19 protein-coding genes are annotated in these 21,029 nt (G+C 46.4%); 14 read left to right on the forward strand and 5 right to left on the reverse strand.

The features are described from left to right. Nucleotides 1-3 precede the first annotated feature (3 nt). The 7 genes from imm47 to HP401_RS23840 all read left to right on the forward strand — a co-directional run bounded on the left by imm47 (nt 4) and on the right by HP401_RS23840 (nt 3,816). A complete protein-coding gene (gene imm47 / locus HP401_RS23810; protein WP_173606803.1) occupies nt 4-798 on the forward strand; it encodes an Imm47 family immunity protein in 795 nt (264 codons plus the stop codon). Nucleotides 799-825: 27 nt separating this feature from the next. After that, nucleotides 826-1,200: a ribonuclease toxin immunity protein CdiI gene (gene cdiI / locus HP401_RS23815; protein WP_173606804.1), complete on the forward strand. Its 375-nt coding sequence runs from the start codon at nt 826-828 to the stop codon at nt 1,198-1,200. An 11-nt stretch (nt 1,201-1,211) separates the two neighbouring features. Next, entirely contained in the window at nt 1,212-1,628 is a 417-nt protein-coding gene (locus HP401_RS23820; protein ID WP_173606805.1) for a hypothetical protein, read from the forward strand. A gap of 221 nt (nt 1,629-1,849) precedes the next feature. After that, on the forward strand, nt 1,850-2,206 hold the full coding sequence (locus tag HP401_RS23825) for a hypothetical protein (RefSeq protein WP_173606806.1): 357 nt from the start codon (nt 1,850-1,852) through the stop codon (nt 2,204-2,206). Continuing rightward, a complete protein-coding gene (locus HP401_RS23830; protein WP_173606807.1) occupies nt 2,203-2,802 on the forward strand; it encodes a pentapeptide repeat-containing protein in 600 nt (199 codons plus the stop codon). Before HP401_RS23825 ends, HP401_RS23830 begins: the two co-directional genes overlap by 4 nt. Before the next feature lie 15 nt (nt 2,803-2,817). Further along, nucleotides 2,818-3,243: a hypothetical protein gene (locus HP401_RS23835; RefSeq protein WP_217366204.1), complete on the forward strand. Its 426-nt coding sequence runs from the start codon at nt 2,818-2,820 to the stop codon at nt 3,241-3,243. A gap of 120 nt (nt 3,244-3,363) precedes the next feature. Further along, a complete protein-coding gene (locus tag HP401_RS23840; protein ID WP_172141932.1) occupies nt 3,364-3,816 on the forward strand; it encodes a Dps family protein in 453 nt (150 codons plus the stop codon). 137 nt (nt 3,817-3,953) lie between these two features. On the opposite strand, the gene HP401_RS23845 is transcribed toward HP401_RS23840, so the two are convergent. Next, nucleotides 3,954-4,418, reverse strand: coding sequence for a GNAT family N-acetyltransferase (locus tag HP401_RS23845; protein WP_012685036.1), 465 nt, complete (start codon nt 4,416-4,418; stop codon nt 3,954-3,956). A 453-nt stretch (nt 4,419-4,871) separates the two neighbouring features. On the opposite strand from HP401_RS23845, the gene coaA reads away from it, so the two are divergent. Beyond that, on the forward strand, nt 4,872-5,810 hold the full coding sequence (coaA, locus tag HP401_RS23850) for a type I pantothenate kinase (protein WP_253721249.1): 939 nt from the start codon (nt 4,872-4,874) through the stop codon (nt 5,808-5,810). Nucleotides 5,811-5,836: 26 nt separating this feature from the next. Continuing rightward, complete coding sequence (locus tag HP401_RS23855) at nt 5,837-6,286, forward strand: 2-thiouracil desulfurase family protein (RefSeq protein WP_173606809.1); 450 nt, start codon at nt 5,837-5,839, stop codon at nt 6,284-6,286. Nucleotides 6,287-6,322: 36 nt separating this feature from the next. Here the strand turns inward: HP401_RS23855 and HP401_RS23860 are convergent, their stop codons facing one another. Continuing rightward, entirely contained in the window at nt 6,323-7,846 is a 1,524-nt protein-coding gene (locus HP401_RS23860) for a glycine betaine uptake BCCT transporter (protein WP_173606810.1), read from the reverse strand. A 92-nt stretch (nt 7,847-7,938) separates the two neighbouring features. Then, the gene (locus tag HP401_RS23865; protein ID WP_173606811.1) at nt 7,939-8,811 is read right to left on the reverse strand and encodes a LysR family transcriptional regulator; all 873 of its coding nucleotides are present in this window, start codon (nt 8,809-8,811) and stop codon (nt 7,939-7,941) included. Between the two features lie 156 nt (nt 8,812-8,967). Between HP401_RS23865 and HP401_RS23870 the strand changes: the two genes are divergently transcribed. Further along, nucleotides 8,968-10,260 carry an NCS2 family permease gene (locus HP401_RS23870; protein ID WP_173606812.1) on the forward strand — a complete coding sequence of 431 codons (1,293 nt, stop codon included), beginning with the start codon at nt 8,968-8,970 and terminating at the stop codon, nt 10,258-10,260. 189 nt (nt 10,261-10,449) lie between these two features. On the opposite strand, the gene HP401_RS23875 is transcribed toward HP401_RS23870, so the two are convergent. Continuing rightward, complete coding sequence (locus tag HP401_RS23875; RefSeq protein WP_254457168.1) at nt 10,450-11,529, reverse strand: hypothetical protein; 1,080 nt, start codon at nt 11,527-11,529, stop codon at nt 10,450-10,452. A gap of 161 nt (nt 11,530-11,690) precedes the next feature. Further along, complete coding sequence (locus HP401_RS23880; RefSeq protein WP_173606813.1) at nt 11,691-12,647, reverse strand: GntR family transcriptional regulator; 957 nt, start codon at nt 12,645-12,647, stop codon at nt 11,691-11,693. Nucleotides 12,648-12,786: 139 nt separating this feature from the next. On the opposite strand from HP401_RS23880, the gene HP401_RS23885 reads away from it, so the two are divergent. The 4 genes from HP401_RS23885 to HP401_RS23900 all read left to right on the forward strand — a co-directional run bounded on the left by HP401_RS23885 (nt 12,787) and on the right by HP401_RS23900 (nt 20,475). After that, the gene (locus tag HP401_RS23885) at nt 12,787-13,314 is read left to right on the forward strand and encodes an HPP family protein (protein WP_173606814.1); all 528 of its coding nucleotides are present in this window, start codon (nt 12,787-12,789) and stop codon (nt 13,312-13,314) included. Nucleotides 13,315-13,455: 141 nt separating this feature from the next. Beyond that, nucleotides 13,456-14,064, forward strand: coding sequence for a Crp/Fnr family transcriptional regulator (locus tag HP401_RS23890; protein WP_142495322.1), 609 nt, complete (start codon nt 13,456-13,458; stop codon nt 14,062-14,064). Between the two features lie 69 nt (nt 14,065-14,133). After that, entirely contained in the window at nt 14,134-14,814 is a 681-nt protein-coding gene (locus tag HP401_RS23895) for a queuosine precursor transporter (RefSeq protein ID WP_012685047.1), read from the forward strand. A gap of 171 nt (nt 14,815-14,985) precedes the next feature. Continuing rightward, nucleotides 14,986-20,475 carry a chitobiase/beta-hexosaminidase C-terminal domain-containing protein gene (locus tag HP401_RS23900; protein WP_173606815.1) on the forward strand — a complete coding sequence of 1,830 codons (5,490 nt, stop codon included), beginning with the start codon at nt 14,986-14,988 and terminating at the stop codon, nt 20,473-20,475. Nucleotides 20,476-21,029 lie beyond the last annotated feature (554 nt).

The raw sequence follows: 21,029 nt of genomic DNA on the forward strand, positions 1-21,029 counted from the left end.
GGAATGGAACAAAGCACCAGCATTTCAAACAACATTTGGTTTGGGCAACCATCATCCTCCAGCCCATCTACTATAAAAGAAAACCTGTTACGTGCAACCACAGAGCACGAAGCCTTATTTCACCTGATTGAATTATTCAAATTGGGAGATTTCACGCAAAAACGACTACTTATTCAGCTCATGAATTACACGAATGACGAGGCTCTATTAAACCTGTGTATTAGAGTGTTTTGCTCCATCTCGACACACGCAGACTTGAGAGATTCCAATCATCTTCTTTTTCTTGGAGAAGGAAACAAAGAGGCAGTGGATACCTTTGCGTCTGAGGCTATTACGACACTTTCCCTTGAAGTCATTCCATATCTGATGGCCTTGCTGGAAGAGTGGGACTCCATTCGTGACACTTCGGTAATGATCAGAGATTCGATTGACTGCTTTATAAATTTCAAAGAACACCTGGGTGATAATGCGACAGTTGATGAGATTGGTGAGTATTACAAAGATTTCATGGAAGATTGCGATGCGGGACAATATTACTATCATCAAAATTTGTCCTTTCTCGGGGATCTGACAAAAATACTCATGCAAAGGGTATTTATTGCCGCCAATCATGAACAAATGCTCGGAATGGAACTTATTCCATCTTTATTGTCGACTTGGTCAGGTGAAAAAGTACCTGGGGACTACAACACCGTAATCACGACCGAGAATTATAAAGATTATGTAAGCTATGTGAAAGGTCTGGCAAACAAAAAATGGAAGAAGGGTCAAAAGTATTTTTACGGTCATCCACTGTAATTTTGATGGATGGCCTTGGAGAGGGAAATGGAAATGTTATTACATTCAGATGACTTATTTCAAACAAAACACGTACCCGTACAGGATTTAGTGAACGTTTGTTATTTAATAGGCTCATTTAAAAATGCAGTGAAGTATATAAGCACAGGGATTGGCTTTGGCACAGATATGGGAGGCTTTACATTTTGGAGTGACCTAGATGGATTTGATCAGTCTTTTTATGAAGAGGAATTCATCGGTATTGAGGTAGAATTTGGGAGCGAGACAATCATCGTTACTTACGAAATTCTTTATGATTATTTCAGGATAGCAGCGAAGAGATATGTGGAAAAAAGACCCCACGACAGGAAAGAGCTAGAACGGTATTTTGAAGATATGAGAAAAAACTTGAACATTGAATAGAGGTGACCAGCATGTACAAAGAATTAGATGTTTTCATAACAGGCTGCCAAAATACCGTTGATTATTGGTATGACGATGGCTGCATAATAGCGTCTGACATACTAGCGAAGTTTAGCCAAAAGGATTGGGAAGACCTGTCAAGTCATGTGCTGATGAAACCGTTAGAATGGCAGCGAAAACTCGCGTACTGTATGGACAGTTCTTGTACTGAGCATGAACTGAACATTCTACTATCGTTGCTGGATACGGATGATGAGGAGCTTTTCGTTATCTGTGTAGATACGTTGAGAAGCTATTCGACTCCAGAAGCGAAGCAAATGATACGTGACAATCCTGCCATGCTCGCTCGCGTAAATGAATTGCTTCCCAGAGCTGGCGTTGCGACTAGGGGAGTATTAGAGGATTTCCTTGTGAAAATACATGGCTAAGTTAACTTCATTACTTGAGCTGCTAAATTCCGGAGAGCAGGGAATATTCTTGCCAATGCTTTATTTTTTTGTATAGGGAATGCATTGGAAATAGGGTGAGGAAGTGCAATTAGAGGGATTGAACGGAGTTTCCCTGTTGAATACAGCGATGTTTGTGTGGGAAGTGAAAAGAAGGGAGGGGAGATTCTGCTAGCATTCTTTATCTCGCAAGCGGAATACGAATGGATATGAATTTTTTCGAGCTTCAATATTTGATAGCAGACAGCTTCTATACCGAGGTATGCGTGAATGGACGTACTTACGGACAAGCTGCGGGTATTTGTCATCTCGCTTTCGATGAATACATCTATTCCGATACGATTCTAAGTATCGTAGCTGTATCATTACTAACCAAATTGATGGTAAGGCATGACGTACCACTATCCGAAAGTGATCGAGAGGATATACTAAGAATCTTGCGTTTGGCAAAAGAGATGGATTATCGGTCAATGTTGTCTGAGGATGAAACGGAATATGTAGAAGAGTATCTTTCGCTCGTTCGTCAGAAATACGAGGAAAAAAGGACTGACGAAAGATGATAACCCAAAAAGAAATCAATCAGATGATTGATAAGCATGAATTATGGCTTAGTGGGGAGAAAACGAAGGGTGTACAGCTATATGTTGAGGATGGCACTTTCTCAGAACTAAATGTAGCTGATAGGCTCTTAATCGATGTCATGTTGGCAGGTTCAACAATAAAGAAATGCACCTTAGCCAATACAGACTTTTATTATTCCAACCTTGCGTCAGTCATTTTTTTAGAAGTGAGAATGAGTGGGGTTATTCTGACAAAATCAAATCTGGATTACTCCATAGTAAAAAATTGTGATGTGACTTCTTCGAAATTAATTAGAGCGACCTTTTGTGAAGCAGAAGTGGAAGAAGTTGATTTTTCCAATTCAGCTATGATAAAGGTATGCTTTATGGATGCAACTCTGAAAAATGTAAAGTTTATCACTTGCGATTTAACGAGGGCTTCCTTTCGTAATGCAAGCCTGCAAAATGTTGATTTTACCAATGCAGACCTTTCTAATGCAGATTTTACAAACGCTACGATTAAAAATGTAGATTTCACCAGGGTGATTTACAATGATAAAACCAAATGGCCTGAGGGTAGCCAAACGAGTATCTAGAAGGTGGTACAACGCTTGAAAAAGATAAATAATGACTGGAAGCATCATTTCATCAGAGGCGTTTTCATCAATCAATCTAGAATATTGAAAAGCATAACGATCATCCTTACAAGAGAAGGTGTTGTATTTGATGAGGTTTGCATGATTGCGACATACGGTAATTTCGATACCGATGATCCTGAGCGATGTGCGATTGACGAAGTTGTCCTGAGTATGCAATTCCACGGGTTTCCAGAAGAGGTGGCCTATGTAACATATGGCGAGTACTTGAACTTAATCGAATGTGGCTTGGAAGAAGTCATGGACAAGTACGAGGAAGTTGCGAAGGAAGAAATTTTACAGGCACTAGCAAAAGCTAGAAATGAGTTGAGGAGTAATGGGATAAAAATTGCACACGAAGCCAGCATCACAGATTCAGTAGATGAGCTCATGAAAAAATGATACCAAACAGGCTAGAAGTTCTTCGAGACAATGATGAACGAGACGGCGTCTGGTATAGAACCCCCCAATTCACCACATACTACAAACGCTATCCTATACCATGAGAGGTGGAGCGTCCGGATGAGTATGACAATGAGTCGGCCCGTGACCGACGTACTTAATAAACAGGTGGCCAACTGGTCTGTGTTGTATATGAAGCTGCATCATTATCACTGGTATGTCAAAGGCCCAAATTTTTTTACCCTGCATGAAAAATTTGAGGAGCTATATAACGAGGCAGCGAAAAATGTAGATGAGCTGGCGGAGCGGCTGTTAACGGTTGGGGGCAAGCCTGTTTCGACGTTGAAGGCCTGTATGGAGCAGGCATCCATTAAGGAAGCGACAGGTGGAGAGTCTGCGGATCAGATGGTAGAGGCAGTCGTAAGCGATTTTACACTGCTGATCAAAGAGCTTAAAGAAGGGATTACAGCCGCAGAAGCAGGGGACGATGAAGCGACTGGCGATATGTTCTTAGGGATCATGGACAGCTTGCAAAAGCATGTGTGGATGCTGCAAGCCCACTTGGGAAAATAACGAGAAATTCTTTTACAAACAGAGCTGATGCCATGGGGTATCGGCTTTTTTCTTAGGCTCTGTTAAAGTTTAATGTTGCTATTAAGGAAAAAATACGAACTTCCAATTATTTGGACCTTTTACTTGAAAAAGAGCTATTAACACTCATATACCATTTTTAGAAACTCAAATGTGCTACCATTTGTATCTTGCATAAAAGTCTTTACATCTTTAAATCCAACTTTTCTGTATAGTTTTATCGCTCTTTGATTAAAAGTTGCCACTGATAATGTGATTTTTTCAGGTTTAAATTCTGATTGAATAAAGTTAATACCTGCCCTTACAAATTCTATTCCATTGCCTTTTCCAGTTAAATCTGGTCTCATTCCTAAACCAATATCAAAAATTCTGTCAGTAACTTTACTAATACTAAGGAAAGCAAACAATTCATTTTCTTTTGTTACAGCAAACGTTGAGTCCCCTCGTTCCTCTGGGTTTAAAAATTCGTCTAAATCTTCTTTATCAGCTTCCATATCATAAAAAGAATACTCACCATCATAATGCCAGTTAAATGCAATATTTTCAGCTTGTTCTTGGGTCAAAATACTAAATTTATAAGCCATTGAATTCCCCTTCGCAACTTTTGATTCAATCACCTAATTCAACAATCCTGCCCCATTAGATGAATAAGAAACAATGTTATGCCACAAATTTATTTAACCGAATTGTATCATAGGTTTCCAAATTTTATAGTAAATTCCCTGAATCGTTGTATCCATCTCTTTGTGAGTAGCGTATGTTTTAAAGGCACGCCAAGAATCGGTGCATAATATATTTTCACTTGAAAGTTTATGGGAGGATGCTGTAAGCGCATCAATTCAATACTCTTTTAGTCGATGTTTTTCAGCTGAATTTTAACTGTAACAGAGTCTTTTCTTATGTACTCAGGAAGGCAAAGTGCAGAGATGGTCTGATTTGGGACAACCCCCTTGTTCCCAAGAGAGACATGCTGGTGTAAACTAACTTTGTGTTGATTTAAAGAAAGCACTTTCATGATGGAAAGGATGTACATTCCCATGGCATCACCCTATGTTACATTTAATCGCGAGCAGTGGAGTGCTCTGCGGGCTTCCACGCCGTTGACCATATCTGATAACGAGCTTTCCCTTTTGCAGGGATTGAACGAGAAAATGTCCATGACCGAAGTCTCCGACATTTACCTTCCCTTGTCCCGTCTGCTGAATTTGTATGTCGGGGGCACGCAGGAGCTGTACCAGGCGACCCACACTTTTTTAGGGAACCAGGATGGTAAGGTTCCATTCATTATTGGTATCGCAGGCAGTGTGGCTGTGGGCAAAAGTACAACGGCTCGCATTTTGCAGACGCTGTTATCCCGCTGGCCGAATCATCCGAAGGTCGATTTGGTAACGACCGATGGATTCCTGTATCCGAACAAGGTTCTAGAAGACAGAGGAATCATGAAGCGCAAGGGATTTCCGGAGAGTTATGACTTGCGCCGCTTTATCAACTTTTTATCCGAAGTAAAATCGGGTTTGCCTGAAGTGAAAGCGCCAGTTTATTCCCACCTTGTATATGACATCGTGCCAGATGAATGGCAGACCGTCAGACAGCCTGACATTTTGATTGTGGAAGGCTTGAATGTGCTGCAACCACCTAGAGGTGACGAAAACGATGCCCGTATTTCCGAGGTCATTGTTTCCGATTTCTTTGACTTCACGATTTACGTTCATGCGGAAGAGAAACACATCCTGCAATGGTATGTAGAGCGATTCAAGCTGCTGCGTCAGACTGCGTTCTCCGATCCATCCTCGTATTTCAAGCGTTACGCGAGTTTGTCTGACGAGGAGGCGACTGAGGTAGCCACCGGTATTTGGACGGAGATCAATGGAGCCAACCTGCGCCAAAACATTTTGCCGACGCGTGTTCGCGCGCAATTGATTTTGGACAAAGGGCAGAATCATATGGTGCAAAGCGTGAAGCTGCGCAAGTTGTAGATAGATAAAAGGGGGAGACGGTTGTCATGAAAGTGATTAGTGCCTGTTTGATCGGCTGTGAATGCCGTTACGATCAGAAGTCATGCTTGGACCAAGAGCTGGAGCAATTGCTTCGGGAAGGAAAGGCTATTCCTGTCTGTCCTGAACAGCTGGGAGGATTGCCAACACCACGACCACCAGCAGAAATCATCGGGGGGACTGGTGACGATGTTCTGGATGGCAAAGCACGCATCATAGACGACACTGGCCGAGATGTCACCGAGGAATTTTTGATGGGGGCGAACCAAGCGCTAAAGCTGGCGAAAACGGTTGGAGCCACATCCGCCATCTTAAAGGAAAACAGCCCGTCCTGTGGAAGCTCCTTCGTTTACGATGGCAGTTTTTCTGGGAAAAAAGTGCCGGGTGTCGGGCTGACGGCGGCGCTGTTTCGCAGAAACGGGATTGAGGTAACATCTGAGGCGAAAAGCAATCGATGAATAGCAAGGGGGGACGCGATGGACAGCGTCCCCTTTTTACAACTCCTTCAACAACCTCTCCAGCTTCTTCTGCTGATCCTTCCGTTTCTTTTTCGCAATCCGGTCTTCTTCCTGTAGTGCCATGACAAGGGAAAAGCACATCAGGACCATGATGACGGTAAAGGGTAGCGCTGCCACAATGGAGGCTGTCTGTAGTCCTTCTAAGCCGCCGCTTAACAATAAAACGATTGCGATTGCGGATTGGAGGACGCCCCAGGTGATTTTTACCCGATTCGAGGGGTCCAGGTTGCCATCAGATGACAGCATGCCGAGCACGAAAATAGCTGAATCCGCTGACGTGATAAAAAACGTGATGATCAACAGAATCGCAACGACAGCGAGAATGTATCCCATGGGCAACTGCTCCAGTGCGAGGAACAAGGCAGTCGAGATGTCGCTTTGTACCGCTGCTCCTATAGGCGCTTGATCAAAAATTTCGAGATGAAGGGCAGTCCCGCCAAACACGGAAAACCAAATAAAGCTCAACAAACTCGGAACGAGCATCACGCAAATGACGAATTCCTTGATCGTGCGACCTTTGGAGACGCGTGCGATAAACATGCCGACGAACGGCGCCCAGGCAATCCACCACGACCAGTAAAACAGGGTCCAGTTTGCTACCCATGTCCCTTGTGTAAAAGGGGTCAGCCGCAAGCTCATCGAGATGAGGTTGTTCAAATAACTGCCCAGCGTGCTGGTGAAGGCGTCAAAAATAAACGAGGTTGGTCCCAATACGAGCGTTAGCAGGAGGAGCAACAAGGCGAATACGAGATTCGTATTGCTCAAATACTTGATCCCCCGATCCAGTCCGGTCGTAGCGGAGAGCAGAAATAGCACGGTAATCAAGGAAATAATGACGATTTGCACGGTGGTGCTGGACGGCAGTCCAAAAAGGTGAGACAAGCCTCCGCTTATTTGCAGAGTTCCGAGGCCAAGTGAGGTTGCGACACCGAAAGCCGTGGCGATAACAGCCAAAATATCGATCCCTTTTCCGAGCGGTCCGTGTATGCGTTCACCGAACAACGGGCCAAAGGTGGAGGAAATCAAGCCCTTCGCCCCTTTGCGAAATTGAAAATACGCGAGAGTGAGCGCGATGAGAGCGTAGATCCCCCAAGGATGCAGGCCCCAGTGAAAAAACGCATAGCGCAGAGCAGTTTGTGCGGCTTCGGTCGTTTGTCCAGTCACACCTGCTGGCGGAGCGAAGTAATGAGAGACGGGCTCTGCCACTCCCCAAAAGACAAGACCGATCCCCATCCCAGCAGAAAACAACATAGCAAACCAGGTAGGGAGCGAATATTCCGGCTCGTCATCGTCGCTCCCCAAAGGGATTTGTCCGTATCTGCTAAAGGCAAGAAAGATGCAAAAGATCAGAAAACCGAAAGTCACGATTAAATAAAACCAGCCAAAATTCGTCGTGGTCACTTTCAGGACTTGAGAAGCCGTAGAGGCGAAAAGCTCAGGAGAAATCGCGCCGAACAGCACAATAACAAATACAATGACCAAGGATATCAGGAAAGTCATCTTTATCCTCCCGGGAATCTACAAGAAATGGTAATAGTTATCATCCCGCGGGATTTCCAAGATTATTCCGGATGGACCGCCCTTGAATGGAATTACGATGAAAACGTCTCGATAAACCGATTCGCTGCTTTGGACAAATGGCGTCCAGACTGCCAAACGACAGCAGCGGAAGAATAAATGGAAGTTCCGGAGAGTCGAATCCCGCGAATTTGTTCGCTCTGATGCGTTTCCCACGCTGAGATGGGGACGATGGAGGAACCGACCGAGGAGGCCACCATGCTAACGATGAGAGAGATGTCCGGGCACTCGCAGATGACGTGTGGTTCCACGCCTAGACGGGAGAATTCCTTGATAATCAAGTCGTAAATGCCCAATCCTGGCGTGCTCGGCATGATGAGTGGAAGCTCGGCGATTTCGCGCATTTCGATTTCTTTTCGATCGGCATAGGGGGAGGTGGCTGGAACGATGAGCACAAAATCCTCTTCCTCCAGCGGAATCATGGTGCAGTTGTTCAACGAGTGGGGAAGGCGTACGATAGCGACTTCTATGGTTCTTCGCTCCAGCCACTGATTGAGAAGCTGCGTATCGCCTTTCCAAATTTTATAAGTGATGAGTGGGTATTTTTGCTGAAATATACGAATTTGTTCTGGCAGGCGATAGGCCGACAGTGCACTGACACCGATGGAAAGTGTCCCACGAATGCCTTCGCCTGTTTCTTTTACCTCGGAGAGGGCTTCCTCCATTTGATGAACGATATTAAGCGCCTGTTTATAAAGAGTGATGCCTGCTTCTGTCAGGACCATTTGTTTTCCTGAGCGCTCAACAAGCATGGTTCCGAGCTCCTCCTCCATTTGCTTCAGCTGCTGACTCAGAGGCGGCTGGGCCATGTTCAGTCTTTTAGCTGCCCCCGTTATCTGACCTTCTTCTGCTATGGCAATAAAGTAACGCAGTTGCCGAATATCCACACACAAGCCCTTCTTTCCCTACGAGAATGGTTCCATATGAAAACGATATGAAAATTAGATTTTATGGATATTTTTCATATTGATGATGCTATGATAGCATGTTACCTGTGAATCTTCACTTCATGGAATAGACATAAAGGAAAGAAGGGAAAATCTGTGCGTACGTGGATGGAAAAGCTATTTCACTTGCGCGCTTACGACACGACGTTTCAAAGGGAGCTCATCGCCGGATTTATTGGCTTTGTCACCATTGTTTACATTGTTGCCGTAAACGCTTCGATTTTAAATGATGCTGGAATACCGATGGAAGCAGGCATTCTGGCGACTGTATTGACGGCATTTATCGGGTCACTTCTCATGGCCTTTTGGGCAAATGCTCCTATTATTCTCGTTCCCGGCATGGGGATTAACGCTCTGTTTACGTTCACATTATGCCAATCCATGGGACTCACTTGGCAACAAGCGTTGGCTGCTGTTTTTGTTTCGGGTCTGATCTTTACTGTGATTGCCTTTACCAAGGCTGCGACGATATTATCCAATGCGATTCCCGCTTCACTAAAAGAAGCGATTACCGTAGGGATTGGGTTGTTCTTAACCTTCATTGGTCTTCAAAAAGGCGGGCTGATCGTCATGAATCCGTCTACGTTTGTCGCGCTGGGTGACTTGTCCAGCCCGCATGTGATCGTCACGCTGATTACTTTGATTGTTACGTTGATTTTGTTTGTTCGAAATGTACCGGGCAACTTCCTGATCGGAATTGCGGTTGGTACAGGACTTGGCTTTTTGTTCGGGATTGTCGAGCCAGGAGTGGGAGGAACGTTCTCGTTCGCGGATTACGGAAGCGTATTTGCGGGTCTTTCCTTTTCCGCCATATGGGCGTTGCCATTTTGGATCGCGACCTTCTCATTGGCGATGGTCATCGTCTTTGAAAATATTGGCTTGATTCATGGGCATACCTCGATGCTTGGACAGTCGCAGAAGTTCAGACGTTCGCTGCAAGCAAATGCGTTGTCGGCTGCTATCTCTGGCATTTTGGGAACCAGTCCGACGGTTTCGACGGTGGAGACTGCGGCAGGAATCGCAGCGGGAGGAAGGACGGGACTGACCGCACTTGTAACAGGTACCTTGTTCCTGCTCTCACTCGGTTTGCTTCCTGTCATCAAAATGATTCCAGATGGGGCGATTGCTCCGGTGCTCATCATCATTGGCGCACTGATGCTGCAAAACGTACAGAATATCAATCTGAAGGACTTCTCGGAAGGCTTCCCTGCTTTTTTGATCATCGCAATTATCCCGTTGTCCTACAGCATTGTAGATGGAATTGCGTTTGGATTCGTAGCGTATCCGCTCATGAAGCTCGCATTGGGCAAACGTCGCGAAGTGCCTGCGCTCATGTACGTCATCGCGGGATTGTTCTTGCTGAATCTCATGCTGCCGATATTCACATAAAAGAGTAGTTTTCCCTCGACTTGAGTCGGGGGTTTTTTCGTTCTGTTCTCTAGAAAGTGGCGGAAGGGTTGTAGAGGAGAAGCAAAAAAGACTTGCGAAGCTGTAAGCGGAAAACCTCCCTAACAACAAAAAAAGTCCCTTTGCCTAAAAGAGAGGCAAAGGGAATATTCGTGGAGAGATGCGGATTGATTATCGTTTTACCAGCGTAAACGCTTGTTTTACTTGGTCCAGAGACATCATCAGAGGGATGAATTTCTTCCCTTCTTTGCTTGCTGGGTCAAATACGGAGTCTTGTGGCAAGCTTACTACATAAACCGTGTTGGTTGCTTGGTTACGTGCAATTTCGACACCGATTGGCGGCTCGTCCGGGTTGTTCAGTTTTTTCCAGTCATTCAGGTCAAACGCAGTGATAACGACAGCAGTTGCACGATCTTCTGCTTTGTCAGCATTGAAGATGAAACGGGTTACGCTCTTTGCTTCTGGCAAGAACTCGTCTGCATGTGGGCCAGTTTTTTCCTCGACAAGGATGTTGCCGTTCCAAGATTTTGGACCTTTAAAGACAAAGGCAGAGTCTTGGCTTTTGAAAGTATCATGATAGACTTCGAGTGGTGTTACAGCTGGTTCGAAGTTGGCACTCATCAATTCCCATTTGCTTTGGTTCCACTTCCATTTGGATTTAAGGTAGCCGCGAACATCTGCATTGTAATCACCAGTCAGACGCTCTGTACCTTCCAGTACGTAGAGACCATTCTTATTTAGATCAATTGGTTTCAGTTCGACGAAGTCCGCTCCGACTACACCTGCTTTGTTTTTATCCAGACCTGGCAGGCTGAGCTCTTTCGCTTTTCCATCCGTAACGGTATAGATGTGATTGGTTGTGTAGCCGCCGCTTCCGCCGGTGCTTGCAGTAACCATGATCTCGCCTTTTTTATCGTAAGTGAAATCTTGAACGGAGAGCTTCGGCTCGTAGCCGTTGTCCTTCACGTCAATGTTAAAAGATTTCTTCGTTTTGCCATCTGTTACTTTGATAGTGAGATCCTTCACGTATGGGCTGTTTTTCTCTTTTTTTCCGTACAGAACGACTGTGTCTACGGTCTTGTCACCCGTTACGTCTGCTGTTTTTTTCGTAATCTCTTGCAAGCCTTTTGGTGTAGCAGTTGTGTTGTTGGCATCTGCTGTAATGGCATACCCACCAGTGAAAAGTGCAGAAGTAAGTACTGTTCCTGTTACGAGTTTGTTCAAGTGTTTCATGTGTTTCATGTGTTTCATGTGATGAATCTCCTCCCCAGTCTTGCTGACTGATCATGATGAAAAGTGTCGTGTACTGTATTTTGTGCTTGTCCTTGCTATATGTTCATTATGTACGATGGGGTGGATGCATTGGTTACAGATTATCGACATAAATCCTACAAATCAGTAACAGGTAAAGGTTAAGGTGCTAGGAGGTTGCTCGCTTCTTTTAGCAGTGCCTCGCTGCTTTGCTCCAACAGCATGGGATAGAGACGTGTTTTGTCTGGAGCTAGCGCGAGGAGCTGATCATATACAGCAGAGGAGGCATAGAGCAAATCAGAATCGTGGATAATCTGCTGCAAGGAGCGTTCATCAGCGAATCCTGCGGTCATGTGTTGAATCTGTTGGATACCTGCCTCTTGTACGCGTCCCGCCATCCATTCTCCGCCTTTCTTTCCGAGACAAACAAACCCAACTGCACGGCCTGCCTCCAGGCGAGCGATCTCCAGAAGGGTGCTCGTCTGGGCATTTGCTCCAATAATGAGGACTGATTTGTGATAACGAGCAGCTAATTCTTTTACTTCCTCTGCATGGTTGACGGTGGTGACAATTTGGTCGGCATCTTGTAAGGCAGAGAGGACATCTGAATGGTTTTCAAGATAGGCAACCTGAATGGGGTGACCGATGATCTCTTCTATTTTCTTACGATAAAAAGGATGATCATGCTCTTGACATTCCACGAAGAGCCATCGGGCTTCTTTTTTGGACCGGGAAAGAAACAAGTGTCCGTAAGCAATGGAAGCAAGCATCAGCTCATCCAGCGAAAACGGAAGCTGCTGTGCTTCAGTCATGATGGTTTTGGCGTGATCATAAAGCGATTGCTGACGTATGCGAAAGGCAGCAATCGCAGCTTTGTCGGCGATAGAGGTACCACGACCCTTTTGCATATAGACGAGACCTTCATCCCGTAGCTGTGTGTATACAGCATTAATGGTGTTGCGGTTGACTTGCAGCTGATCGGCTAATTGGGCAGCAGGTGGTAGCATTTCGCCCGATTGAAGGTGGCCTAAGCCAATGAGAAGCTTCAATTGTTCTTTGATTTGCACATGGATCGGGATTGGAAAGTCCGCATTTAGCCGCACAAGTGATTGAGTCATGGATATTCGCCTCACAGTTTGGGGTTTGTATTTTATTTTACTAAATATCTAGGTAACTAGCTATTATTTATGTTTTTGTAAGATAGCTTACAGAACAAGGAAGGGCCACTTGCTACGATGTGAGCAGGAGGTGGCTGTGATGAATGGTGAATGGAGCATAAAGGATTTTGTAGCCAAAATGAAGGGGAGAAGTAGAACGCCCTTGAAAATATCTGGCTCGGTTGCTTTGATTGGGGGCCTTGGCGGATTAGTGACGATAGGGGTACTGGGCATGCTGGCGGAATTAACTACTGCGGTCTGGTTGATGGCTTCATTTGGAGCAAGCTGTGTGCTTGCTTTTGTGGCCTGGGATTCGCCGTTATCTCAGCCGCGCAATATCATCGGGGGGCATTTTTTCACCAGCTTGGTTGGTGTGCTGCTCTATCAAATAGGTGGATCGCAGCTGTGGGTAGTAGCTCTAAGTGTCGGTCTTGCGATTGTCACTATGCATGTGACGAAAACGACGCATCCTCCTGCGGGTGCCAATCCGATCGTCATTGTCATGGATGGCAAGGGGTGGGAGTTTTTATTGTCTCCGGTACTTATCGGTGCAGTAGTAGTTGTGCTGATTGCTCTGTTCGTTAATAACATGCATAAGAAACGTGCTTATCCTGTGTTTTGGGTATAGCTGTATCAAGGTAAGAGATGGCCGCCTTTTATGAGGTGGTCATTTTTTCATGGAGGAGGAAGAGGGGGAGGTGATTGACAAATAGATCTTAATGCATAAAAGTATAGGTAACTAGTTATTTGGAATGGCGAGGGTTGCATCATGAGTGAGCAAATCGTTCTAGCCAAGAAAACAGTATTTCAGACACCGACCGACACTCGAATGGGCATTTTCTTCATTCAAAAGGGACTCCTGCGTCTTTCTCGGCTGAACGAGGAGGGAAAGTCCTTTACCGTGGGATTGCTGGGACCAGGAGCTGTTTTTGGCGAGATTGAGGAAATGGTGTTAGGGTCACGCGCTGTTTACATTGAAGCGATGCAAAAAACGACCCTTACTCATTGGAGTGCGACTCGGATGGAAGAAATGCTGAAAGCATGTCCACCAAGCCTGAAAGAAATGATGTTGCAGTTGTCAAAACGATTGGGGGAACAAGAGGAGAGGATGGAAAAGCTGGCCTTGGAATCGGTTAGGGATCGCGTATTGCATCTGTTGGTTCAATTATGTCAGCGGTTTGGAAAAGCAGAAGAGCCGTTTTGGAAATTGACCGTATCTCTCTCCCATCAGGAGATTGCCAACATGGTGGGGGCGACTAGAGAAACCGTTTCATTAGCATTAGCCGGTTTAGTCGATGAGGGAATAGTGTTGGTGTCCCGCATGTCGATTGCTGTGCATGCCTCGAGAATGGTTGATAAAATAAGCGAATGCAAGTAAAATGATTGAATGCCCAAAACGGGCCGCGGTTCGTAAACTCCCGCGTTATCAAAACTAGGAGGAAATTATATGTTTAATTTTTGGATCGGAGTGATTTTTGCTCTGGTTAACTTCGGGCTGTTCCTGCTCTGCTACCGATTGTTCGGCAGAATGGGGCTGTACGCGTGGATCGGGATGGCTACTGTGCTAGCCAACATTCAGGTTGTCAAAACAATCGAGATGTTCGGTTTAGTCATGACGCTCGGCAATACGATCTATGCATCTATTTATTTGGTAAGCGATCTATTGAACGAGAAGTATGGAGAAAGAGAAGCGAAAAAAGCCGTGTGGTTCGGCTTCTTTACCTTAATTGCGGCAACGATCATCATGCAGCTCGTGCTGGTGTTTGAACCACAGGAAACAGATATCGCCCAAGGTTCCTTGCAGACGATTTTTGGCTTGATGCCAAGAGTGGCATTGGGGAGCTTGTGTGCGTATTTTGTCAGCCAATTTGTCGACGTGAAAATCTATTCGTGGTTGAAGAAAAAATGTCCAGGTCCAAATCAGCTCTGGATTCGCAATAATGGAAGCACGCTCTTCAGTCAGATGCTTGACTCCGTTACTTTTTGTACGATTGCCTTTTTAGGAGAATTCCCGATGGACGTATGGTGGCAAATCCTATTGACTACCTACCTGATCAAGTTTGTCGTATCGGCAGCTTCGACACCGGTTCTATATATCGCACGCAGTATGAAAGTAGACGAAAGCTAATTGACAAAAACACAGAAAAACCGCCAAGGACGATGGAACTTGGCGGTTTTTGTTTTTCCTTGTTTAGAAGGATTATACAAACTTTACATCAAATTTACATAAGATTCAGGTTATACGTTTACCATCTTATAGTAGCTACTTCCGAATGATGTGAGGAGGAATGATGCAAGAATGATGAAAAAAAGAGGAAGTGCTTCCCGATGGCCGAAGCTGGCGTTAATAGCCGCAGTCATGATGGGAACAGTTTTACCGACCGGGTGGATGCCACAGGCAAAAGCTGCGCGGGCTGATCATGTGGTGATTAGTGAGGTGTATGGGGGTGGGGGAAACTCTGGTGCCCATTACAAGAATGACTTCATTGAACTGTATAACCCGACAGACACGGCTGTTTCGGTTGGAGGCTGGTCAGTGCAGTATGCTTCTGCTACGGGAACGACGTGGCAAAAGGCAGGGCTGACTGGAAGCATAGCCCCTTACGGCTTTTATTTGGTTCAGCTAGCAACATCGGGTGCAGTAGGAGGGGAACTGCCAACTCCTGACGATAGCGGGACTTTGAACTTGTCAGGGACGAATGGGAAGGTTGCGCTGGTTAACAATGGTGACCCGTTAACAGGGGCAGATGTCACCTCCCAGGCCAGTGTCGTAGATATGGTCGGCTTTGGTACTGCCAATTCATCTGAGGGCAACTCACCAGCACCAGCTCCCTCGAATACGACCAGCATCCAACGCATTAGCGACGAGCGCGGCATTGTGCCGAACGGAGGAAATGGCTGGGATACCAATAACAACAGCAATGATTTTATCACGGGGGCTCCTACCCCAAAAAACACGCAAAGCCCAGTAGAACAGCCGCTACCAACAGACGTGACCGATAAGTTGAATGTTACTGAACTTATTTTTGATCATACTGATCCTATCCAAGCAACAATTCGCGGCTATGTCGGTCAGGGGCGAACTATTAAGGTATATGCGAGTCAGCCTACAGGAACAGGTAGCGACACTCCTTTGGCCCAGCAAGATTCGGATGCGTCCGGACTGATCGAGCTGACTTTTGCCAATCCCGATCCAAATGCGCAGGGAGTCTATCTTACAGCAACGGAAGGGAGCAAGAAGGAAAGCACGAGCATCGAGCTGAGGCCAGCGGTAGCCAGCCCAGTTATGATTCAGGATAAAGTCAGCCTACAAGCATTGAACGGTGTGGGCGAGCTGCGAGGAGTAGCAGGTGCGGCAGCAGGGAATGCGATCCTGCGCGCATACGATCCGCAAAAACAACCGCTAATGCTAAGTAACAAAGAAACAGGAACGGCACAGGCGAACGGGTCATTTTCCTTTACAATTCCAAACATTGACCAGTTGGATCATATACTCGTAACGCAGCAAACAACTGGGGAATATGGCAAGTCGTTTGAGAGCCCGGAAGTTAGCATTACCAAGTCAGCCGTAGGTTCGACTACGATTGCAGAAGCAAGAAACACCCCGGTAGGCACGAACGTGATTGTCGTCGGAACGGTGACGGCGATGTTTGAAGCGGGCGGCCAAAACAACGTGTATTTCCAAGATGAGACGGCAGGACTCGTACTTCGTGCGCCAGGGCTGACTGGCAAAATTGAGGTGGGAGACAAGATCCGAGCTACCGGAAAAATGAGTGATTATTATGGACTTGCTCAACTCGAAGCGCTCACCGATAACGTGGAAATGGTGCAAAAGCAAGCAGGTGTGCCTAGCCCGCAAGTTGTAACTTCTACTGGTTTTGCAGCTGCTACAGGAGAGGCTTTGGAAGGCAGGCTGGTAACTGTGAAGGTGGTTACTGTCAAAACAGCATCAAGTGGCAATTACACGCTGGAGGATCAGCACGGTACGTTTGTGTCTCGACCGGATGCCTCTCTGACACTTCCAGTGAACAAGAGCTATGCAGCTATAACAGGCGTGGTGAACTACGACCGCAATGTTTACAAGCTGGTGCCGCGCTCTGTGGCTGATCTCGTCGAGGACGAGAATAAAGTCCCGATGGTCACAGCGAGCCCGGCAGGTCCTATGGTGACAAAAGGAACAAAAGTCACGCTCTCGACGACGATGGCTGACGCTACGATCTTCTATACGGTAGATGGTTCAACGCCGAGCAGAGGGAGCATCAAGTATACGGGACCGATCCAGATTGATGCGGATACGACCCTTTCAGCCATAGCAGTCAAAGATGGTTACACAGACAGCAATCTAACGACCTTCCGCTATGTGATTCAAAAAGATAACATTCGTATCCATGACATTCAAGGAGCCTCGCACCGTTCACCGATGGCGGATGGAACGGTGACCAATGTTCCGGGAATCGTAACGGCTATCGTCGGAAGCGGCAGCAATGTACAAGGCTTTTATATGCAAGATCCGCAACCGGACGCAGACCCCTTTACCTCTGAAGGCATTTACGTTTACGAGCCAAAAGCAACGGTCGCCCCTGGTGATGAAGTAACGGTTAGCGGCACGGTTAAGGAATACGTACCATCGAACAGGGCAGGCACAGACCTCACCCAGACCCAAATTGATGCAACCTCGTACGCCGTTGTAAATCCAGCAAAGGGACTCCCAGAACCACTCATCCTGGGTAAAGACAACTACGAATATCCGAAAGGAATTATTGACAACGACAGCCTCGGCAAATTCGATCCAGACCAAGACGGCATCGACTTCTGGGAAAGCCTTGAGGGCATGCTGGTACAAATCGACAATCCAATCGTGGTTGGCGAAACCAAGACGTTTACCAATCCACGCGCAACGGAATTTGTCGTCATCGACGATCGAGCCCATCCGAGTCAGCCGCGTACGCCAACTGGTGGAGTAGTGCTGGATGCCAATGATTTTCACCCTGAGCGCATCACGGTATCGGACAAACTCGAATCGATTACCGGAGAGGTAAAAGTCGGCGACAAATTTGACGGACCGCTGGTAGGCATCATCGACTACAGCTTTGCGAATTACAAGCTGTTCCATACACGGTCATTTACGGTACAGCCAAGCCATTATGAGCCGCCAGTGACAAGTATTTCGCCAAAAGAAGATAAGCTGACCATCGCTTCGTACAACATTGAGAATTTCTCGGCAAAAACTGATTCCGCCAAAATCAACCGCATCGCCGAGACGATCGTGGACAACATGAAGGCGCCGGATATTATCGGTGTGGTGGAAATGCAGGATAATAATGGACCAACGGACAATGGGCAAACAGATGCTAAACAGTCTGCGGACGCATTGATCAAAGTAATGGAAAACAAAAATGGCCCGACTTACCGATACATCGATATCGCGCCACAGAACAATCAGGATGGTGGACAGCCAGGCGGAAACATCCGTGTCGGCTTCTTCTATAACCCACAACGGGTTCAACTGGCAGCAGGAACGTCAGGAGGCGCGACTGATGCGGTGCAAATCGAGACACGAGATGGTGTAGCGCATTTGTCACACAATCCAGGACGGGTAGATCCGACCAATGCGGCGTTTGCTTCGAGCCGTAAGCCACTGGCAGCGGAGTTCATTTTCCAAGGTGAGCCGGTCATTGTCATCGCTAACCATTTCAACTCAAAAGGTGGAGATCAAGCGCTGTTTGGAAAAGATCAGCCGCCACAGCTGGTCAGTGAAGTTCAGCGAATGAAGATTGCCCGTGTGTTAAATAGCTTTGTAAAAGAAATTCATGCAGCGGAAGCGAACGCAAATGTTGTGGTGCTGGGTGATCTCAATGATTTCCCGTTTTCAAACCCGGTGCAGGAATTGGCAGATGGCGTTTTGACCAATATGGTGGAGAAACTGCCGAAGGGTGAGCAGTATACGTACGTGTACCAAGGGAACTCTCAAGTCTTGGATCAAATTTTGGTCAGCAACCATTTGGAGGATGACACGAAGGTTGATATCGTTCCCATCAACGCTGGCTTGACCGAGAACGAGGGGCGTGTGAGTGACCATAATCCTGTCCTTGTCCAGTTGGACTTGAAGGATCGCGGCACGCCGGAAAAAACTGCACAAGAAGTGGCGGAAAGCATCACGCAGCTCACACAGCCAGCAGTAGGTGAGACGCGCTTGAAGCTGCCAGTAGTACCTACAGGCTTTACTATCGCAATCAAGTCTTCTAGTGATCCAGCAGTCATTGCGCTGGACGGAAAAATTACACCGCCATATCGCCTGACGAATGTAGACCTTGTTTTGGAGGTCACACGAGCGTCCGATCAATCGACAGCAGAAACTACAGCATTGGCCGTGCAGGTTCCAGCCAAGCCGGATTCACCACCGCCAGTGACACCGCCGGACAGAACACCGACACCGGACTCGCAGCGAGAGTTGAACAAGCAAGCAGCTCAGGTCATCTCTGCAAGCAGCGAGGAGAAAAACATTTTAGGACAGGTGGATCAAGTGCTCAGCCATCTGGAAAAACTTCTGGAGGCAAAGCAATGGACGCCGACTGCGAAATGGGAGACAGTCACGGATACAATCAAGACTGTACTCGAGGCAGTAGCCGAGCAGGCCGAGCGAGGAACCATCAGTGAAGAGACACTCCAAGATGTGACGAAGAGCTTTTTGAACAAAGCATTTGACCCGCTCACTGAAGATGGCATCGAGGATGAGGCGATTGCCCGCTTGGCACTTGCCTCCTTGACAAGTTTGGCGAAAACAGCACTGGAGCCGCTCGATGAAAAGGATATTTCCAAAGAAGTAGCCAAGCATGTCCGCACACTGGCAGAAGAGCTTTTGAAAAAGCTTGGCACTGTCGTCGTAGATGATGGGGATGAGATCAAGGCAGATGATGAACAAGTAGATGAACTTCTGGAGATACTCGGGGAATTCATGAAAGCAGTTGAGTCCGTGAAAGAAAAGATCGGCTTTGCCCCTGTGCTGTTCGTTCAGGTGAAAAAAAGCGATAACGTTGCGAGCGATACGGGTTCTCGCAAGGGAGAATCTGCTGATCCGACGGTGACCCTGGAACAGAAGCTCGTTGAACAATTAAAGGAAAAAGAGGTAGGCATTCGCGTAACCTTGGAGAGCGAGGCATGGGTAGAGGTACCAAGCGCATATTTTTCCGCTCAACGTGCAAGGAAGTTTGCCCTCGCTCTGACAGAAGAAAATGGGAACGGGTGGAAAGGTGTGCCGAACCCTGGCGAAGCGTATCAATTGCAAGTGTGGAGCAACGGCAAAAAGGTGACCAGCTTCGGTAAAACAGGTTTTACACTGGGTCTGCCAGTCGCCGATGACGCAAGCTCCAAGCTCCAAGCTTTCTCATACAGGAGCAATATGTGGAAACCAGCAATTGGACTCAAGGGTAAAGCGATTCAGGTGACAAAAGAAGACGATCTAGGGATCTTTTCAGTAACGACCGCGGCCTCTTACGTCGTCGGGGAGAGTGCCCTGAAAAGGATCGAGATCGAGCCGAAATCTCTCAAGCTAGCCCAAGGGGAGGAAGCCCAGCTCAAGGTAATGGCGATTCTTGGTAATGATGCAGAAGAAGACGTTACTGAAGCGGAGGGTATCGAGTTCACATCCAGCAATCCCGAACTGGTAGAGGTTGATGAGTCTGGACGTATTCTTGTCTTGGATGATGCCAAACCAAGGACAAGAGTGACCATCACGATCAGCTACGCTGGCAAAACAGCCAAGGTAACTGTCACGGTTAAGAGTAATTAACGAAAAGTGTTCCATAAAAATAAAGTTGTAGACTGTAAAATAAAGTATTAGACTGAGAAATAAAGTGTTAGACTGGCTGCCAGCTATTCAACTAACGAGAAATTAGTTTAAGATCAAACGCGGGGAACCGTACCACAAGTGATGGTACACACGATCAGAAAAGAAATAGTACCAGTGGTTAGATAAGTTATTTACTAACATAAAATAAGGGAAGATTAAACATTGAAAAAGCCTCTGGTATACACCAAAGGCTTTTATCATCTTTTAAGTTAGTTTATTGCATTAAAACTAGTGCTTTTCCAAATTCTTCGGCGCTATCTGGGCCGTCACCTGTGATAATGTCACTATGTATGTGCTTTCTTTAAATACGTGGATAATTCTTGCGCCTTATTGAGTTTGGTGATTACGTAAGCTGCAATTATTTTTGCTCAGAAGGTTTATTCCGGTTATTTTACACGCTGGCCAACGGCAGGGGATATAATGCCGTTTTTTCACTGGAGAATGATTTTGTTACTTCCTATTCAGTATCATTTCGCTTCTTACATAGGTGTATC

Source organism: Brevibacillus sp. HB2.2, assembly GCF_013284275.1.
Taxonomy (GTDB): domain Bacteria; phylum Bacillota; class Bacilli; order Brevibacillales; family Brevibacillaceae; genus Brevibacillus; species Brevibacillus brevis_D.

Excerpts from the sequence above, each read along its gene's own strand:
- imm47 (WP_173606803.1), top strand. The coding sequence starts at position 4 with ATGGAACAAAGCACCAGCATTTCAAACAACATTTGGTTTGGGCAACCA.
- cdiI (WP_173606804.1), top strand. The coding sequence starts at position 826 with ATGGAAATGTTATTACATTCAGATGACTTATTTCAAACAAAACACGTA.
- HP401_RS23820 (WP_173606805.1), top strand. The coding sequence starts at position 1,212 with ATGTACAAAGAATTAGATGTTTTCATAACAGGCTGCCAAAATACCGTT.
- HP401_RS23825 (WP_173606806.1), top strand. The coding sequence starts at position 1,850 with ATGGATATGAATTTTTTCGAGCTTCAATATTTGATAGCAGACAGCTTC.
- HP401_RS23830 (WP_173606807.1), top strand. The coding sequence starts at position 2,203 with ATGATAACCCAAAAAGAAATCAATCAGATGATTGATAAGCATGAATTA.
- HP401_RS23840 (WP_172141932.1), top strand. The coding sequence starts at position 3,364 with ATGAGTATGACAATGAGTCGGCCCGTGACCGACGTACTTAATAAACAG.
- HP401_RS23845 (WP_012685036.1), bottom strand. The coding sequence starts at position 4,418 with ATGGCTTATAAATTTAGTATTTTGACCCAAGAACAAGCTGAAAATATT.
- coaA (WP_253721249.1), top strand. The coding sequence starts at position 4,872 with ATGGCATCACCCTATGTTACATTTAATCGCGAGCAGTGGAGTGCTCTG.
- HP401_RS23855 (WP_173606809.1), top strand. The coding sequence starts at position 5,837 with ATGAAAGTGATTAGTGCCTGTTTGATCGGCTGTGAATGCCGTTACGAT.
- HP401_RS23860 (WP_173606810.1), bottom strand. The coding sequence starts at position 7,846 with ATGACTTTCCTGATATCCTTGGTCATTGTATTTGTTATTGTGCTGTTC.
- HP401_RS23875 (WP_254457168.1), bottom strand. The coding sequence starts at position 11,529 with ATGAAACACATGAAACACATGAAACACTTGAACAAACTCGTAACAGGA.
- HP401_RS23880 (WP_173606813.1), bottom strand. The coding sequence starts at position 12,647 with ATGACTCAATCACTTGTGCGGCTAAATGCGGACTTTCCAATCCCGATC.
- HP401_RS23885 (WP_173606814.1), top strand. The coding sequence starts at position 12,787 with ATGAATGGTGAATGGAGCATAAAGGATTTTGTAGCCAAAATGAAGGGG.
- HP401_RS23890 (WP_142495322.1), top strand. The coding sequence starts at position 13,456 with ATGAGTGAGCAAATCGTTCTAGCCAAGAAAACAGTATTTCAGACACCG.
- HP401_RS23895 (WP_012685047.1), top strand. The coding sequence starts at position 14,134 with ATGTTTAATTTTTGGATCGGAGTGATTTTTGCTCTGGTTAACTTCGGG.
- HP401_RS23900 (WP_173606815.1), top strand. The coding sequence starts at position 14,986 with ATGATGAAAAAAAGAGGAAGTGCTTCCCGATGGCCGAAGCTGGCGTTA.